Annotated in this window: 20 protein-coding genes; 16 read left to right on the top strand and 4 right to left on the bottom strand. The window is 33.8% G+C overall.

The genetic code is table 11. The annotated features are described in order from the left end of the window. Position 1: 1 nt before the first annotated feature. The 5 genes from EZM65_RS01180 (at position 2) to EZM65_RS01200 (ending at position 4,911) form a co-directional block, all read left to right on the top strand. Entirely contained in the window at positions 2-925 is a 924-nt protein-coding gene (locus tag EZM65_RS01180) for a homoserine kinase (RefSeq protein WP_136666690.1), read from the top strand. An 11-nt stretch (positions 926-936) separates the two neighbouring features. After that, complete coding sequence (gene thrC / locus EZM65_RS01185; protein WP_136666691.1) at positions 937-2,226, top strand: threonine synthase; 1,290 nt, start codon at positions 937-939, stop codon at positions 2,224-2,226. Between the two features lie 94 nt (positions 2,227-2,320). Then, on the top strand, positions 2,321-3,403 hold the full coding sequence (gcvT, locus tag EZM65_RS01190) for a glycine cleavage system aminomethyltransferase GcvT (RefSeq protein WP_136666692.1): 1,083 nt from the start codon (positions 2,321-2,323) through the stop codon (positions 3,401-3,403). A 108-nt stretch (positions 3,404-3,511) separates the two neighbouring features. Then, the gene (locus EZM65_RS01195) at positions 3,512-4,222 is read left to right on the top strand and encodes a YebC/PmpR family DNA-binding transcriptional regulator (protein ID WP_136666693.1); all 711 of its coding nucleotides are present in this window, start codon (positions 3,512-3,514) and stop codon (positions 4,220-4,222) included. A gap of 152 nt (positions 4,223-4,374) precedes the next feature. Then, complete coding sequence (locus EZM65_RS01200; RefSeq protein WP_136666694.1) at positions 4,375-4,911, top strand: hypothetical protein; 537 nt, start codon at positions 4,375-4,377, stop codon at positions 4,909-4,911. Positions 4,912-4,973: 62 nt separating this feature from the next. Here EZM65_RS01200 and EZM65_RS01205 read toward each other — a convergent pair whose 3' ends face one another. Further along, complete coding sequence (locus EZM65_RS01205; protein ID WP_136666695.1) at positions 4,974-5,324, bottom strand: 4Fe-4S dicluster domain-containing protein; 351 nt, start codon at positions 5,322-5,324, stop codon at positions 4,974-4,976. Positions 5,325-5,475: 151 nt separating this feature from the next. Between EZM65_RS01205 and EZM65_RS01210 the strand changes: the two genes are divergently transcribed. The 7 genes from EZM65_RS01210 (at position 5,476) to EZM65_RS01240 (ending at position 10,920) form a co-directional block, all read left to right on the top strand. Continuing rightward, entirely contained in the window at positions 5,476-6,534 is a 1,059-nt protein-coding gene (locus EZM65_RS01210; protein WP_136666696.1) for an acyl-CoA reductase, read from the top strand. A 131-nt stretch (positions 6,535-6,665) separates the two neighbouring features. Next, positions 6,666-7,736, top strand: coding sequence for a 3-phosphoserine/phosphohydroxythreonine transaminase (gene serC / locus EZM65_RS01215; protein WP_136667147.1), 1,071 nt, complete (start codon positions 6,666-6,668; stop codon positions 7,734-7,736). Positions 7,737-7,830: 94 nt separating this feature from the next. Then, positions 7,831-8,781: a D-2-hydroxyacid dehydrogenase gene (locus EZM65_RS01220; protein WP_136666697.1), complete on the top strand. Its 951-nt coding sequence runs from the start codon at positions 7,831-7,833 to the stop codon at positions 8,779-8,781. A 53-nt stretch (positions 8,782-8,834) separates the two neighbouring features. Next, positions 8,835-9,467, top strand: a complete 633-nt coding sequence (locus tag EZM65_RS01225) for a DUF937 domain-containing protein (RefSeq protein WP_136666698.1) — start codon at positions 8,835-8,837, stop codon at positions 9,465-9,467. Between the two features lie 66 nt (positions 9,468-9,533). Continuing rightward, complete coding sequence (locus EZM65_RS01230; protein ID WP_136666699.1) at positions 9,534-9,971, top strand: DUF6146 family protein; 438 nt, start codon at positions 9,534-9,536, stop codon at positions 9,969-9,971. Positions 9,972-9,995: 24 nt separating this feature from the next. Continuing rightward, positions 9,996-10,298, top strand: coding sequence for a DUF6787 family protein (locus EZM65_RS01235; RefSeq protein ID WP_136666700.1), 303 nt, complete (start codon positions 9,996-9,998; stop codon positions 10,296-10,298). Positions 10,299-10,362: 64 nt separating this feature from the next. Further along, a complete protein-coding gene (locus tag EZM65_RS01240; RefSeq protein ID WP_136666701.1) occupies positions 10,363-10,920 on the top strand; it encodes a 2'-5' RNA ligase family protein in 558 nt (185 codons plus the stop codon). Between the two features lie 108 nt (positions 10,921-11,028). Here the strand turns inward: EZM65_RS01240 and EZM65_RS01245 are convergent, their stop codons facing one another. The 3 genes from EZM65_RS01245 to EZM65_RS01255 are packed head-to-tail and all read right to left on the bottom strand — an operon-like array spanning position 11,029 to position 13,261. Beyond that, complete coding sequence (locus EZM65_RS01245) at positions 11,029-11,415, bottom strand: YchJ family protein (protein ID WP_136666702.1); 387 nt, start codon at positions 11,413-11,415, stop codon at positions 11,029-11,031. Continuing rightward, on the bottom strand, positions 11,412-11,624 hold the full coding sequence (locus tag EZM65_RS01250; RefSeq protein WP_136666703.1) for a hypothetical protein: 213 nt from the start codon (positions 11,622-11,624) through the stop codon (positions 11,412-11,414). Before EZM65_RS01250 ends, EZM65_RS01245 begins: the two co-directional genes overlap by 4 nt. A 38-nt stretch (positions 11,625-11,662) precedes the next feature. After that, entirely contained in the window at positions 11,663-13,261 is a 1,599-nt protein-coding gene (locus tag EZM65_RS01255) for a class I SAM-dependent methyltransferase (RefSeq protein WP_136666704.1), read from the bottom strand. A 106-nt stretch (positions 13,262-13,367) separates the two neighbouring features. Here EZM65_RS01255 and EZM65_RS01260 point away from each other — a divergent pair, with 106 nt between their 5' ends. The 4 genes from EZM65_RS01260 to EZM65_RS01275 all read left to right on the top strand — a co-directional run bounded on the left by EZM65_RS01260 (position 13,368) and on the right by EZM65_RS01275 (position 15,843). Further along, entirely contained in the window at positions 13,368-13,994 is a 627-nt protein-coding gene (locus EZM65_RS01260) for a Crp/Fnr family transcriptional regulator (protein WP_136666705.1), read from the top strand. 69 nt (positions 13,995-14,063) lie between these two features. After that, positions 14,064-14,852, top strand: a complete 789-nt coding sequence (locus tag EZM65_RS01265) for a sulfite exporter TauE/SafE family protein (RefSeq protein WP_136666706.1) — start codon at positions 14,064-14,066, stop codon at positions 14,850-14,852. Between the two features lie 11 nt (positions 14,853-14,863). Continuing rightward, entirely contained in the window at positions 14,864-15,430 is a 567-nt protein-coding gene (locus EZM65_RS01270; protein WP_136666707.1) for a YeeE/YedE family protein, read from the top strand. 2 nt (positions 15,431-15,432) lie between these two features. Next, on the top strand, positions 15,433-15,843 hold the full coding sequence (locus tag EZM65_RS01275; RefSeq protein ID WP_136666708.1) for a DUF6691 family protein: 411 nt from the start codon (positions 15,433-15,435) through the stop codon (positions 15,841-15,843). Positions 15,844-15,845: the final 2 nt, after the last annotated feature.

Consider the following 15,845-nt stretch of genomic DNA (forward strand, 5'->3'; position numbering starts at 1 on the left):
TATGAAAAGTGTAAAAGTATTTTGCCCGGCAACTGTTGCCAATCTTTCATGTGGTTTCGATGTTTTGGGTTTATGTCTGGATTCCATTGGTGATGAGATTATCATTCACAAATCGGCTGCGAAAGGTATAAGGATAACCAAAATTACAGGTGAAGATTTACCTTTGGATATTAAAAAAAACGTGGCAGGTGTTGCCGCACAGGCTTTACTGGACGAATTAGACATTGACTTTGGTTTTGATATCGAAATACATAAAAAAATAAAACCCGGAAGCGGTATTGGCAGTTCGGCAGCAAGTGCAGCCGGAGCTGTTTTTGGATTAAATGAATTATTAGGTAAGCCTTTTACCAGAAAGGAATTGGTTTATTTTGCCATGAAAGGAGAAGCCTTGGCAAGCGGAAGCGAACATGCCGACAATGTGGCTCCTGCCCTTTTAGGTGGTTTTACGCTTATAAGAGGCTACAATCCTCTGGATATCATAAGAATTGAAAGTCCTCCGGATTTATACGCAACAGTTGTCCACCCACAAATTGAGTTAAAAACTTCTGAAATGCGTGCCGTACTCAAACCCGAAGTTTCCCTAAAAAGTGCCATCAGTCAATGGGGGAACCTTGGCGGTTTTATTTCAGGATTATACACACATGATTATGATTTGATCAGCCGTTCGTTGCATGATGAAATTGTTGAACCCTTGCGGAGTGTATTTATCCCTAACTTTAAAGAGGTCAAGACAAAAGCAATGGAAAGCGGCTCGCTGGGTGTTGGTATTTCAGGATCGGGACCGTCAATTTTTACTTTAAACAAAGGAATTGAAAATGCTCAAAATGTATCATTTGCAATTGAAAAAGTATTTTCAAAAACCGACATCCCTTTCGAGATTCATATTTCCAAAATTAACCCTGACGGAATACGTTTAATTAATTAAATATATTTAAAATGAAATATTACAGTCTGAATAACAAACAACATAAAGTTTCTTTTGAAAATGCTGTCATTCAGGGGTTAGCTCCTGATTCAGGGCTCTATTTCCCTGAGAACATAACTGCTCTTCCCTCTTCTTTTTTTGATAAAATTGAAGGCCTTAGCAATGAAGAAATAGCTTTTAAAGCTATTGAACAGTTCATTACGCCTGAAATACCTGAAACAGATTTAAAACAAATTATAAAAGAAACTTTATCATTTGATCTTCCCGTTGCTGCAATAGAAAACAATGTATTTTCCCTTGAATTATTTCATGGGCCAACCATGGCTTTTAAGGATGTGGGAGCCCGTTTTATGTCAGGGTGCCTCAATTATTTCAATCACAATCAACAAAAGAAAAGTACAGTTTTGGTTGCAACTTCCGGTGATACTGGCGGAGCAGTAGCAAATGGTTTTCTGGGCAGTGAGAATATTGACGTTGTCATTCTTTATCCAATGGGAAAAGTGAGTGATTTTCAGGAAAGACAATTAACTACTTTGGGACATAACATTAAGACAATTGCCATAAACGGAAGTTTTGATGATTGTCAGGCAATTGTTAAAAAAGCATTTACCGACATTGATTTAAAACATAAAAATCTGACTTCCGCCAATTCTATCAATATCGCACGATGGCTGCCACAAATGTTCTATTTTTTATTTGCCTATAAAGAATTAAAAAAATATAAAAAGCCACTCATAGTTTCCTGTCCAAGCGGCAATTTCGGGAACATCTGTGCAGGCGTACTTGCAAAAAGGCTGGGATTACCTGTTTCACACTTTGTAGCTTCTACAAATGCAAACAATACAGTCCCAAGATTTCTTAAAAATGGAATTTATGAACCATCAGCAACAATAGCTACTATTTCAAATGCTATGGATGTAAGTGACCCCAGTAATTTCATACGAATCAGGGAATTATACAATAATGATCTGAAAGCATTTTCAAACGATTTTACTGCATACAGTTTTACAGATGAAGAAACAAAAAAGGTATTGACCGAAGTATACAAAATCAAAAATTATCTGATGGATCCACACGGTGCTGTTGCCTATCTCGGACTGAAAAAAGAACTTGAAAAGCATCCGGGAAGCATGGGTGTCTTTCTGGAAACTGCCCATCCGGTTAAATTCCTGGAAATAATAAATGAAACATTAAATTCGGACATTGAATTTCCTGAAATAACAAATCCATTATCAGAAAAAGAGAAAATTATGAAAATCTGTAATAATTATGAGGATGTAAAACATTTTTTACTGAAATAAAATATAACAAAAAGAACAATTTATGTTGCTCGAATTCTTTAATAATTTAAAAAAAATAGAGTAATTTAGCGACCGAAATTAACACAATAAACAGATGAAAAATACAGCATTAACACACGTTCATGAAAGTTTGGGAGCAAAAATGGTTCCGTTTGCAGGATATAATATGCCTGTACAATATGAAGGAGTAAACATTGAGCACGAAACGGTAAGAAATGGTGTGGGTGTTTTTGATGTTTCCCACATGGGTGAATTCATGCTAAAAGGCGAAAATGCTTTGGCTTTAATCCAAAAAGTAACTTCAAATGATGCTTCAAAATTAGTAAACGGTAAAGCTCAATATTCTTGCTTGCCAAATAATGAAGGTGGAATTGTTGACGATTTAATCATTTATAAAATTGAAGACAACCACTATATGCTGGTAGTTAACGCTTCTAATATTGAAAAAGACTGGAACTGGATTTCCTCACACAATGATTTAGGTGTTGAAATGGAAAATCTTTCTGACGCTTATTCATTATTAGCTATTCAGGGACCAAAAGCAGCTGAAGCAATGCAGTCTCTTACATCAATTGATTTAGCGAACATGCCTTATTATTCGTTCCAAATTGGTGAATTTGCAGGTAAAAGCGATGTAATTGTTTCGGCAACAGGCTATACAGGTTCTGGAGGATTTGAAATTTATTTCAAAAATGAAGATGCAGAAACTATCTGGAATAAAGTATTTGAAGCAGGTGCGGCTTTCGGTATTAAACCTATTGGATTGGCTGCCCGTGATACTTTACGTCTTGAAATGGGATTCTGCCTATACGGTAACGATATTAACGACACAACTTCTCCATTGGAAGCAGGATTGGGATGGATTACTAAATTCGATAAAGAATTTACAAATTCTACAAATCTGAAAAAACAAAAAGAAGAAGGTGTTACCCGTAAATTGGTTGCTTTCGAATTAAATGAAAGAGGAATTCCTCGCCACGACTATGAAATAGTTGATGCAGATGGAAATGTAATCGGTATCGTAACTTCGGGAACTCAATCGCCTTCAATGAATAAAGGAATTGGTTTGGGCTATGTTCCAACTGCTTTATCAACAATAGATTCTGAAATTTATATAAGAATCAGAAACAAGGATATTGCTGCAAAAGTGGTGAAATTACCGTTTTATAAAAAATAATTATCAAAAGGAGGATTGAAAAATCCTCCTTTTTTGGCATAATAGATTAATAATTTTATTTTTGCATTCTAATTTATAGAAACATACTAATAAAATATATTCTTAGAAATGGGAAGAGCGTTTGAATTTAGAAAAGCACGTAAAATGAAACGTTGGTCAGCAATGGCAAAAACGTTTACAAAAATTGGGAAAGATATTGTAATGGCAGTTAAAGAAGGAGGTCCAAGTCCTGAAACTAACTCGCGTTTAAGAGCGGTTATCCAAAATGCAAAAGCTGCCAACATGCCGAAAGACAATGTTGACCGTGCCATCAAAAAAGCATCAGACAAAGATACTGCCAACTATAAAGAAGTTTTATTTGAAGGATATGCTCCTCACGGAATTGCTATATTAATTGAAACCGCCACAGATAACAACAACAGAACAGTTGCCAATATTAGAAGCTATTTCAACAAATGTAATGGTGCATTAGGTACACAAGGATCTGTTGAATTCATGTTTGACCACACTTGTAATTTCAGAATTCCATCTGAAGGACAGGATGTTGAAGAACTGGAATTGGAAATGATTGATTTCGGTGTGGAGGAAATTTTCGCTGATGAAGACGGAATTGTAATGTATGCTCCTTTTGAAAGCTTTGGTGCTATCCAAAAAGAACTTGAAAACAGAGGCATTGAAGTTTTATCTTCTGGATTTGAAAGAATCCCTCAAGTAACAAAAGAACTGACACCTGAACAAGTAGCTGATGTAGAAAAGTTATTGGAAAAGATCGAAGAAGATGATGATGTAATGAATGTTTTCCATACCATGCAGGAATAACAACTCATTTTCTTAATACTATTGAATCCCGGTTTTCCAATCGGGATTTTTTATTTCTTAAAATTCTGTAAACCTTATCTAAAATCCTGTAACTTATATCCACTGTAGCCGTTCTAAATTTGTTTTTATAATAATCATAAAAATGTACTGCTATGAAAACAATGTTAGGAATGCTTGTATTCTTTTTTGCTGTAAATAGTCAAGCACAGAAAAACAACACACAAACGGAAGTCAAAACTACTGTTACAACTGTAAAAGATTCCGAAGGAGAAAAAAAACTTGTAAAATCAGAAGTTACCCGCGAGGTACAAAAAGTAGGTGTTGAAGCTGAAATGGAAAAACCTAATACTAAAAACATTCCTATGGCTAATAATCCTGTAGAAGTAACAAAAGCCACAGCAATTAATTCAAACGGTGAAACAAGGGTTGTAGATGTAAAAAAATCTGCTTATTTTATGAATAACGGCCGTAAATTTCAATTGCAAACAGAAAATGAAGGTTACAGAATGTTGGAAGGTGAAGGTAAATTTACAGGGTTGCTCCGTAAAACATCAAATAATAATTTTTTGTATGTAAGTAAAAACCGTCATGCTTATGGCTATTTTGATGCAGACGGAAATTTCATCTTGGAAACTTACAATCCAAAAACGGATAAAATGGAAATAGAAAAATATACTGTTGAGGAATAGTAAATTTGGTTTGGTTGGTTTATTAAAAAACCCGCTCCATAATTTTTGGAGCGGGTTTTGTATTATTCATTATGTAAAAATGACTGTCTGTTTAATAGTGTTTCTTCACTTTCTACATGATTATCATCCGGAACACAACAGTCAACCGGGCAAACGGCAGCACATTGAGGCTCTTCGTGAAAGCCTTTACATTCTGTACATTTTCCAGGCACGATATAATAAATGTCATCAGAAATCGGAGTTTGAGCAGCATCAGAATCTACTTCAGTACCATCAGGTAAAATAACTTTGCCCGTTAATTTAGTTCCATCTTTCCAGCGCCAGTCGTCAGCACCTTCATAAATAGCTGTGTTAGGACATTCCGGTTCGCATGCCCCACAGTTTATACATTCGTCAGTTATAATAATTGCCATAGTGTAATTGCTTTACGCCTTAAGCTATAAGCTGTAAGCTGTTAAAATAATTTTAAAATAAAAAGCTTATAGCATATTGCATACGGCTTAATGCTAAAAAACTTATTTTTGTGCAAAATTACAATCTAAACGATACATAAGCAAGAAACCGATGTCACAAAAAGAAATAATTATTGCATTTATAGAATTAGGAAAATTCTTAGGTCAGTTTTCATCTGAAGGAAATAAGAAAAATCCTGAAGTTAAAAATAACGAAATCTTTTTTGACGGCTTTGTTAATTTGATTGAATTATCTCAATCACATAATGGCTGGTTTACCCCTGAACAAATCTATTTTTCAATTAATTCATGGGCTGAAGCCTTAACCGAAGACAACTTAAACAAGTGGCTTTCGGCTTACACTTTTAATGAAAAAGAGCCTAAAATCATTGGGTTGATTTTAGCAGGAAACATTCCTTTGGTTGGTTTTCATGATTTCCTTTCGGTTTTAATTTCAGGTAATAAAGTATTGGCCAAACTTTCTTCAAATGATCAAAAATTATTGCCCTTTTTAGCCAAATATATTATAAGTATAGAACCAAAATTAGTCGAAAGAATAACTTTTTCAGAAGGAAAATTAGAAGATTTTGATGCTGTAATTGCCACAGGAAGTAATAATACGGCACGTTATTTTGAATATTATTTTAGAGAAAAGCCTTCAATAATACGTAAAAACAGAAATTCTGTTGCTGTTTTAAACGGAAATGAAACACAAGTAGAATTAGAAAGTCTTGGTGAAGATATTTTTAGATATTATGGTTTAGGATGTCGTAATGTATCCAAACTTTTTGTACCAAAAGAGTATGACTTCAAGCTGTTTTTCGAATCCATTTTTCCTTATGGTGATATCATTCATTATGAAAAATATGCTAATAATTATGATTATAACAAAGCTGTTTTCTTAATGAGTTTGTTTAAATTATTAGACAATGGTTTTTTAACTTTAAAAGAAGATTCAAGCTACGCCTCTCCTATTTCATCAGTATTTTATGAATATTACGATGATTTGAATTTGGTTAAAGACAAATTAAAAGAGGATTCTGAATTAATTCAATGTATAGTTTCAAATAACTTAATTGAAAACAGTATTGCTTTTGGTCAAACACAAAAACCAAATCTTTGGGATTATGCTGACAATGTTGATACTATTCAATTTTTAAACAATCTATAATGGCTTCAAAATTTTTAGATATTTTAAAAAATCAAAAAGAAAAAGAAGTTCATAAACATGAGCCCAATTTTAATTTGGAAGCTAAAGTAAACTCAAACCGATTTCATTCTAAACAAACACCAACTAATCCAATGAAAAAACACAACTACAGCGCCGGTCCTTGTATCTTACCGCAGGAAGTATTTGAAAAATCTGCTCAGGCAGTGTTAGACTTTAACGGAATGGGATTATCACTCTTGGAAATTTCACATCGAAGCGATGAATTTGTCACAGTAATTGAAGAAGCAAGAGCTTTGGTTTTAGAACTTTTAGGTCTGCAGGGAAAAGGATATCAGGCTTTGTTTTTACATGGTGGGGCAAGTTTAGAGTTTTTAATGGTTCCCTATAATTTAATGAAAGTTAATGGGAAAGCAGGATATTTAGACACGGGAACTTGGGCAAGCGGTGCCATAAAAGAAGCGAAGCATTTTGGTGAAACTATTGTTTTGGCGTCTTCAAAAGAGGATAACTACAACTATATTCCTAAAAATTACGAAATCCCATCTAATCTAGATTATTTCCACTGTACAAGTAACAATACCATTTTTGGTACTCAAATGAAATCATTCCCAGAGGTTAATACGGTAATGGTTTGTGATATGAGTTCTGATATTTTTTCAAGAACTTTAGATTTCTCAAAATTTGATTTGATCTATGCAGGAGCACAAAAAAACATGGGGCCGGCTGGTTCAACTTTGGTTGTTGTCAAAGAAGAAATTTTAGGCAAAACAGGCCGCAATATTCCTTCAATGCTGGACTATCAATTGCATATTGCTAAAGAGAGTATGTATAATACACCCCCTGTATTTCCTATTTATGCTTCACTCCTAACCTTACAATGGTTAAAAAATCTAGGAGGTATTCCTGCTATAGAAAAAATAAACAATGCTAAAGCCGAATTACTTTACAATGAAATAGACAGAAATCCTTTATTCAAAGGAACTGCAAAAACAGAAGACCGAAGCAATATGAATGTAACTTTTGTCTTAAATGATGAGAACCATACTGCTATTTTTGACCAATTATGGAATGAAGCAGGTATTTCCGGCTTAAAAGGACATCGTTCTGTAGGCGGTTACCGTGCTTCTATGTATAATGCTTTGCCACTGGAAAGTGTTCAGGTTTTAGTGGATGTAATGAAAGACCTGGAGAATAAAGCATAGTTAATCAGATTGTTCGATTGTTCAATTGTTCGATTGTTCGATTGTTCGATTGTTCAGTCATTATTTTTTATCAAAAAAAAACATAAAATAGTAAATGAAAATACTTGCTAACGATGGTTTATCAGCAAAAGCCATAACACTTCTGGAGCAAAATGATTTTGAAGTAATAACTACTAAAGTTGCTCAGGAACAAGTAGGTAATTATATCAATAAAAATGAAATTGATATTCTTTTAGTCAGAAGTGCTACCAAAGCCGGCAAAGAACTAATTGAAAACTGCCCAACACTTAAAGCAATTGGAAGAGGTGGCATTGGTTTAGACAACATTGATGTTGAATACGCTATTTCAAAAGGAATTACAGTTTTTAATACTCCCGAAGCATCAGTAAATGCAGTAGCCGAATTAGCTATTGCACACTTACTTTCCGGTGCAAGATATTTACATGATGCCAACAGAAACATGCCTCTCGAAGGTGATACTCAGTTCAATCAGTTAAAAAAAGTATATTCAAACGGACTGGAGATAAAAGACAAAACACTGGGTATCATTGGTTTTGGAAAAATTGGTAAAGCTGTTGCAAAAAAAGCATTAGGATTAGGAATGAAGGTAATTGCAACAGGTAACAAAAATGAATCAGCTCCTGTTGAAATTGAATTCTACAATAATCAAAAAATAGCTATTCCTGTTGACATCATGTCGATGGAAGAATTACTTCCACAAGCCGATTTCATTTCGATTCATGTACCAGCTCAAAATGACTATTTACTGACTCAAAATGAGTTTAAAAAAATGAAACACGGGGTTGGAATGATCAATTGTTCAAGAGGTGAACTAATTAATGAAGTAGATTTGATTGATTATTTGGAAAATAAGCAAATAAGTTTTGCCGGTTTAGATGTTTTTCAGGATGAACCTACTCCGGCTGTGCAGCTTTTAATGCATCCGGACATTTCTTTGACTCCTCATATAGGCGGTTCAACAATTGAAACACAGGAAAAAATCAGCTTGGAATTAGCTAATCAAATTATAACTCTTTTCAAATAAAAATTTCGATAAATTTCTTACATTTATAGTTATTAACCTTTTAAGACTAAATAATGGCTGGAATTTTAGATTTAATCAATAGTGATTTAGGAAAACAAATTATAGGTGGCATCAGCAACCAAGTTGGTACTACGGAAGGTGAAACATCTTCTGTTTTAACTTCTGCATTACCAAGTTTGGTCAATGCCATGCAAAATAATACTTCCACAGAATCAGGAGCAGGTGGTTTGTTAGGTGCTCTTTTAGATGGCAAACATGACGGAAGCCTTTTAGACAATCTGGGAGGATTATTAGGCGGTGGCGGAATTGACACTGAGGATGGAGGAAAAATACTTGGCCATGTTTTAGGAGGTAATCAAGCAAATATAGAATCGGGTTTAAGTCAAAGTACCGGCGTTAGTTCTGATAAAATTGGAATGATCTTAAAAATGGCCGCTCCTATTTTAATGGCATTTCTAGCAAATAAAGCACGAACCAATAATGTACAAAACGGAACTGATTTAGGTGGGTTGTTAGGTGGATTACTAGGTGGCGGACAAGAACAACCATCATCGACCGGAGGTTCTATTTTAACTTCTGTTTTAGATCAGGATGGTGATGGTCAATTAGGCGTTGGAGATGCTGTCGCTGCTGCCACAAAAAAAGGAGGTTTAGGTGGTTTATTAGGAAGACTTTTTGGAAAATAAATAATAAAACCGTGCACTTAAGCACGGTTTTTGCTTTAAATAAATAACAACTAAAAATTAAAAGTCATGAAAAATCTGGCACTATTTATAGGAATTATAGCATTAGTGATTTCATGCAAATCAAAACCTTTGGACAACAGTCAAAACGGACAAGCCAATGCTAAAGTTATAAAGGGTGATACCGTAAAAATTGCCAACGAAGAAACTGAGTACGAAGTGATTATTATTGATGCCGGTTTTAGTACCTGGCTTAACAGCAGGGCTTTTCCCAGAAACTACTATTCGCTTTCTTATTTGGAAAATAAGAACCAGTTTTGGACTCAGGAATGGAACAGCAGAGTTATGCAGCCTCACAGATATGATCCAAATCTATATGAAATGCAGATTAATTACGATCAAAATACAAAATATGGTTATGAGGTAAATTATTTGATTTATAATTATTTAGTTTATTTTCAAAACACTTATAACCAACAATTATTTGGCAGAGTGCCTTCGCGTTGATTATATTTGTAGAAAATAATATTCATGAACAAACTAAAAGAACGCTGGGGAATTACTTCTAATTTTCAATTGGTTGTCATTTTTCTTGTTTTTGCCATCAATGGTTCACTTTCTGCTAAAATTTCATCTTATTTAATGGAATTATTAGGGCTTAGCAAAGAGAACCTGCATTGGTTACCTTATTACATTATTCTTTTAGTTTTGGTATTTCCTTTGTACCCTTTCATGCTGATGGCTTTTGGATACCTTTTTGGACAATCAGAGTTTTTCTTCAAATTCGGAAAACGAATGCTGAAATCAATGGGATTAGGTTTTATATTCAAATAAACCCAAATTCTAATAGCTTTTTGATCCAAAAGCCCACATTTTCAATCATTAACTATAGAAAGCCATGCTTAATCGATATTCCGTTGTCATAAATCCTTCTCCAAAAATCATTGATGAGGTGAAATTGATGAAGGAACTCTTGGCTGGTAAAATTGGCTGGTACAATAGTAAAAATTCATTGGCTCATATAACCATCAATGAATTTGAAGCACCTGCATCCGAATTGGTCAATATCAAAAAACATTTGCAAAATATTACCAGACATCTTAAAGCAGAAGAAGTTCTTTTTAACAAACTGGACACCTTTCCAAATGGAGCTTTTTTCTTGGGAGCAGAGGAAAAATCAAAATTATATTTAAAAGAAACAATGCAAAACATACATCAATCTTTTGTTTATAAAACTGCTATTAAAAGTACTGAACCTCATATATCTATAGGAAGAAGGATTACTCCAGAAAACATTAAAATTGCTTATGCTCTATTTACTACTCCTAGCCTATCTTTTTTATGCGACAGAATAGCTCTACGCGTTTTTAACACAAACCGAAAGCAGTTTGATATTGTAGAAGAATTTATTTTTCAGGGAAGAGAAAAAGAAGGCGAACAAGGAGTTTTGTTTTAAAAATATCGTCTCCGCATTTCAACTAGCTCAAATAATATTTCAAGAATACAGATTATAAAGGTGGCTTCGATTTCACTCAGCCACCATTATAAAAAAGTTTCTCTGATATTATTGATTTAGGTTCTCGAAAACACCATCAACATAATACCATTGCTCACCTTGTTTTTTAAATGAAGATTTTTCATGGTGGCAATGACTTTGAAGACTACTATCCATAAAATAGGCCTTAAATTCGACAGTCGTTTCGGTAGTTTTTACAACTTCTAATTTTAACCAGGTATTTTGAACTGACCATGCTAAAATATCCTTTTTATTATGAAACTTACGAGTCGAAATATGAGTTGTAGCCAATAAATAATCAGCATTATGTGTACAGTAGGCACTATAACGCGAACGCATTAATGTTTCAGCAGTAGCAGGTTTCGCCTTACCTGACAAATACGGTTCACAACAGTTTTCAAATGAGATATTTGAACAGCAATAACATAATTTCATAGTTTTGTTTTTTGTTCCAATTGGTTCAATAAAACTTTATATCTGCTCAATTCAATCAAATCATTGTCATCGACAGCAAAATCAGTCAATTCTTCTAACAACTCTTTTGCTTCTTCCAACTTTAATCCTGCTCCTTCACTATCCTTTTTTGCCAAACAATCAATTACTGCTTGCACGGTAACTTTTAATACTTTAAAATCAATTTCCATTTATCAAATCTTTGCGTGCAAAAATAGAACAATATTCCCTATCCTTTCAATAAATGAATACTAACAGTAGCATAATCAGTATTGGGGAATCGTTGAAAAAATCTAGAATCAGAAACCAAACCTGCTTTTTCAGCAACTTTAACAAACTCTTCAATTTCAACAATATATTGATCTGATAATCCATGTGTTACATCATAAGCAGTCGCTGGTGTTTTTCCAATATTCTGCGCTACTATCTTAGAATTTACCGTATGCAATTCTATAAGCAACAAACCAAATTTATGCACGTATTTTGACCATTTTTCAAGATGTTCAAACAAATTGGCTTCCACAGCATTATTTGATAATAGTTCTCCACGATAAGCAAATGCACCTGTTGAATTACTTGTAATGTTATGCATGCTTTTGGGTTCAGTCCAAATACGATTGTGGTCCAGAAAGGTTCTTACATTAAGTAAATCTTTTAAATCAATACCGTAGTTTTCCTGTAAATCTTCGGCTAATAAATCAGGATTTCCTATGTCACCCCAAATTACTTTTGCCCAAATATCTGCTTTAATCAAATTGGCACGAGTCACTTTCAAAGCTACTTGGTTATAATCGGCTCCCACAAGAAACAATGGATATTCTTCGAGCATTTTTCCTCTTAAAGTCTGTCTTTCAATTACATTAAAAATATGCTGTAAAAAAGCACCATTACCACAACCCATATCAAGTATTCCTTTAGGTTGTTCGGCAATTGGTCTATTAAACAATTCTATGATAATTTCATCAATCACTTTAAAATAAGTACTGTGCGCGCCACCACTACCCCACACATTCATTTCCCGGTTTACGTGAATTTCTGTTTCATTAACAGCTATATCTCTTAATTTGTTTGGATTGCCAAAAAGAAGGGTTTCAATATTTTTTAGCATAGGTAAATAGGAAACCGTAACTCCATAAGCTGAAGCTCTTTTAGCAAAGAATAAACCCGCTTCTGTAAACTGATATTTTCCTTTTTTTTCTGTAAACCAACCTAAATTGGTAAAAAAGTCAAGCATTACTGTAAAAGCTTCGGGTTCTTTATGAAATTCATCGGCACTAAACGAAGTTTCCATGAAATACTTATGAAACATTCCTGTCATTCCCAAATTAACAATCAAAGGTGATACAAGAATTCCTTCAATATGTTTCAGAATTTGATGTTGAATTTGCCCTAAAACTGTGGTGGTATCAGGTTGTAAACCAAATCGGTTTTTGTATTTTTCAAACAAAGGATTCAAAATTGAAATGGAATGACTATTTATCACATTAGCTGTAAAAGCATCAGTCAAGGACAGTGTTTTTACCACATCATCATATAAATAAAACTGAGAGAAAGCTATTTCAGATTTATCATTAATTGCAATCGATATTTCATTTTTTTGATTAACCACTTCATACTCTAAAAAACCTTGTGACGCCAAAGCCCGTATAGCAACATTTAAATAACCCTCATTTGCATTAAATTTATCTGTTAATTCTTTTAAATTGGTTTTATGTACTTCCAGTAAATAACTTGTTATTCCTTTTTCTTTTAAAATACTGGCAATAGGAACTATTACAATCCCGTCGAGATGACGAAAAATAGATTCTCTTAATTCGGTTGGTGTCATTAATTTTTTGGTTTTTTGTTTGTTAAACCAAATATAAAATTTTTAACGAAAAAGTAACTATTTTCCTTATTATAAGAATGGTATATTTGTAATAATTATAGAAACCATGAAAGAGTTAATCAAATCGCATTTCCCTAATTTTAATCCTCAACTGATTGAAGAAATAGACAGCCATGCTACCATTAAAAATGTTAAGGCCGGCGAAATATTGATGCGTTCCGGACAGTATATTAAAAATACGGTTTTAGTAGTAAGCGGGAAAGTAAAGGTGTATCGTGAAGATGAAGATGGAGGAGAATTTTTTATGTATTATCTTCAACCCGGACAGGCATGTGCTATTTCTATGATTTGCGCCACAAAACAGGAAACAAGCTCTGTTATGGCAAAAGTTGTGGAAGATGCCGAGTTAATCATGATTCCTTTACAACTCATGGAAAAATGGATGAATGAGTACCGTTCATGGTATGAATTTGTAATTGAAACGTATCGTAACCGCTTTGAGGAAGTGCTGACAGTAATTGACAACATTGCTTTTAAAGCCATGGATGAACGGTTAGAGTTTTACCTAAAAAGACACAAAGATGCTTGTAATTGCAATGATGTAAAACTATCACATCAGGAAATAGCATCCGATTTGAATACTTCACGTGAAGTGATTTCCAGATTATTAAAAAAAATGGAGCAACGTGGACTGGTAAATTTACACCGAAGCTACATTGAAATATTGTCCTGATTGTTTCAATGTGACATATATCACTGTAAAATTCATTTTATAACATGAAATTTGTATCAAAATATACGAATGGAAATTATAGGATTCATAACGGCTTTACTTATAGGGGTATCACTTGGACTCATAGGCGGTGGCGGCTCAATCCTGACAGTTCCCATACTTGTATATTTTTTTAAAATCGATCCCTTAGCAGCAACCAGTTATTCATTATTTATTGTAGGTATTACAGCGTCGGTTGGTTCTTATAAAAATTATAAATTACAGCATTTGGACTTTACAAAGGCATTATATTTTGCTGTTCCTGCCATTGCATCTATATTAACAGTCAGAAAATTTATCTTACCTATTTTACCCGATATATTCTTTAAAGTAAATAATTTTGTATTGACCAAAAACAAGTTTATAATGATTGTTTTTGGTATATTGATGCTAAGCTCATCAATGGCAATGATTTTTAGAAAAACATCAGAAGTTCCACATAAAACCAACTTATTCAAACTTAGCCTGATAGGTTTAACCGTAGGTATTGTGACTGGTTTTTTAGGAGCCGGTGGCGGATTTTTAATTATCCCTGCTTTATTGTTTTTTGGCGGGTTGGAAATGAAAAATGCTGTAGGGACTTCATTATTTATTATTGCGGTCAATTCACTTTTAGGTTTTGCAGGCGATGTAATTAATGGGCTGACAATAAATTACAAACTATTGCTTTTCTTATCTGCCATATCTATCACTGGTGTATTTTTTGGAACTTTTTTACTCACAAAAGTCAAAAGCCAAAAATTAAAACCTGCATTTGGTTGGTTTGTTCTAACTATTGGTATATTTATATTGTTTAACGAAATAGCACATCCAAAATAAGAAATAATTGAATGATTGAAATTATTAAACATCCTTGGCATTGGGCAGTTGCAGGTACCCTGATTGGTTTAACAGTACCCGCTTTATTATTGATAGGTAACAAAAAGTTAGGTGTTTCATCATTTATGCGTCATATTTGCGCCATTTGCTTTCCTAAAAAAATTCCTTTCTTTTTATATGAATGGAAAAATGAAGCATGGAACCTTTTTTTTGTAGCCGGCATTTTTTTAGGAGGATTTATTGCCACACAGTTTCTAAGCAATCCAGAACCTATAAGAGTTGCGGAAGCTACTAAAGAAGCTTTGATTAATTATGGTATTACCGATTTCAGCAGTATTATGCCAATTGAAATTTTCAGCATGGAGAACATATTCACCTTAAAAGGATTTTTCTTTTTTGTTGTTGGAGGGTTTATGGTTGGTTTCGGTAGCCGTTATGCTTCAGGATGCACCAGCGGACATTCAATCATGGGAATTGCCAATTTACAGTTACCCTCATTAATTGCAACCTGCTGTTTTATGATAGGCGGTATCTTTTCAGCAAATGTGATTTTGCCGTTACTTTTTAAAATTGTATAGTTATGAAAAACTTAAAATACTTACTTGTTGGAATTATTTTTGGCATCATTTTTATCAAAGCAGAAATTGTCAGTTGGTTCCGCATTCAGGAAATGTTCCGGCTGGAATCCTATTTTATGTATGGCGTAATAGGTACAGCTGTGTTGGTGGCGATGATCAGTATTTGGCTGATAAAAAAATTCAACGTTAAAACAATCAGCGGAGAGACCATTACCTTTGAAGATAAAAAATTCAGCAAAGGCCAGATTTACGGCGGTTTGATTTTTGGAATAGGATGGGCAATTACCGGGGCTTGTCCCGGTCCATTATTTGCACAAATCGGAAGCGGCTTTCTGGTAGTAGGAATCACACTTTTGAGTGCTGTTTTAGGCACTTGGATTTACGGATATATTCAAAATAAATTACCTCATTAATT

The organism is Flavobacterium sp. H122, from assembly GCF_004959765.1.
Lineage (GTDB): Bacteria > Bacteroidota > Bacteroidia > Flavobacteriales > Flavobacteriaceae > Flavobacterium.

What these genes read in the sequence shown, in the direction of transcription:
- EZM65_RS01180 (WP_136666690.1), top strand. Translation starts at nt 2, where the DNA reads ATGAAAAGTGTAAAAGTATTTTGCCCGGCAACTGTTGCCAATCTTTCA.
- thrC (WP_136666691.1), top strand. Translation starts at nt 937, where the DNA reads ATGAAATATTACAGTCTGAATAACAAACAACATAAAGTTTCTTTTGAA.
- gcvT (WP_136666692.1), top strand. Translation starts at nt 2,321, where the DNA reads ATGAAAAATACAGCATTAACACACGTTCATGAAAGTTTGGGAGCAAAA.
- EZM65_RS01195 (WP_136666693.1), top strand. Translation starts at nt 3,512, where the DNA reads ATGGGAAGAGCGTTTGAATTTAGAAAAGCACGTAAAATGAAACGTTGG.
- EZM65_RS01200 (WP_136666694.1), top strand. Translation starts at nt 4,375, where the DNA reads ATGAAAACAATGTTAGGAATGCTTGTATTCTTTTTTGCTGTAAATAGT.
- EZM65_RS01205 (WP_136666695.1), bottom strand. Translation starts at nt 5,324, where the DNA reads ATGGCAATTATTATAACTGACGAATGTATAAACTGTGGGGCATGCGAA.
- EZM65_RS01210 (WP_136666696.1), top strand. Translation starts at nt 5,476, where the DNA reads ATGTCACAAAAAGAAATAATTATTGCATTTATAGAATTAGGAAAATTC.
- serC (WP_136667147.1), top strand. Translation starts at nt 6,666, where the DNA reads ATGAAAAAACACAACTACAGCGCCGGTCCTTGTATCTTACCGCAGGAA.
- EZM65_RS01220 (WP_136666697.1), top strand. Translation starts at nt 7,831, where the DNA reads ATGAAAATACTTGCTAACGATGGTTTATCAGCAAAAGCCATAACACTT.
- EZM65_RS01225 (WP_136666698.1), top strand. Translation starts at nt 8,835, where the DNA reads ATGGCTGGAATTTTAGATTTAATCAATAGTGATTTAGGAAAACAAATT.
- EZM65_RS01230 (WP_136666699.1), top strand. Translation starts at nt 9,534, where the DNA reads ATGAAAAATCTGGCACTATTTATAGGAATTATAGCATTAGTGATTTCA.
- EZM65_RS01235 (WP_136666700.1), top strand. Translation starts at nt 9,996, where the DNA reads ATGAACAAACTAAAAGAACGCTGGGGAATTACTTCTAATTTTCAATTG.
- EZM65_RS01240 (WP_136666701.1), top strand. Translation starts at nt 10,363, where the DNA reads ATGCTTAATCGATATTCCGTTGTCATAAATCCTTCTCCAAAAATCATT.
- EZM65_RS01245 (WP_136666702.1), bottom strand. Translation starts at nt 11,415, where the DNA reads ATGAAATTATGTTATTGCTGTTCAAATATCTCATTTGAAAACTGTTGT.
- EZM65_RS01250 (WP_136666703.1), bottom strand. Translation starts at nt 11,624, where the DNA reads ATGGAAATTGATTTTAAAGTATTAAAAGTTACCGTGCAAGCAGTAATT.
- EZM65_RS01255 (WP_136666704.1), bottom strand. Translation starts at nt 13,261, where the DNA reads ATGACACCAACCGAATTAAGAGAATCTATTTTTCGTCATCTCGACGGG.
- EZM65_RS01260 (WP_136666705.1), top strand. Translation starts at nt 13,368, where the DNA reads ATGAAAGAGTTAATCAAATCGCATTTCCCTAATTTTAATCCTCAACTG.
- EZM65_RS01265 (WP_136666706.1), top strand. Translation starts at nt 14,064, where the DNA reads ATGGAAATTATAGGATTCATAACGGCTTTACTTATAGGGGTATCACTT.
- EZM65_RS01270 (WP_136666707.1), top strand. Translation starts at nt 14,864, where the DNA reads ATGATTGAAATTATTAAACATCCTTGGCATTGGGCAGTTGCAGGTACC.
- EZM65_RS01275 (WP_136666708.1), top strand. Translation starts at nt 15,433, where the DNA reads ATGAAAAACTTAAAATACTTACTTGTTGGAATTATTTTTGGCATCATT.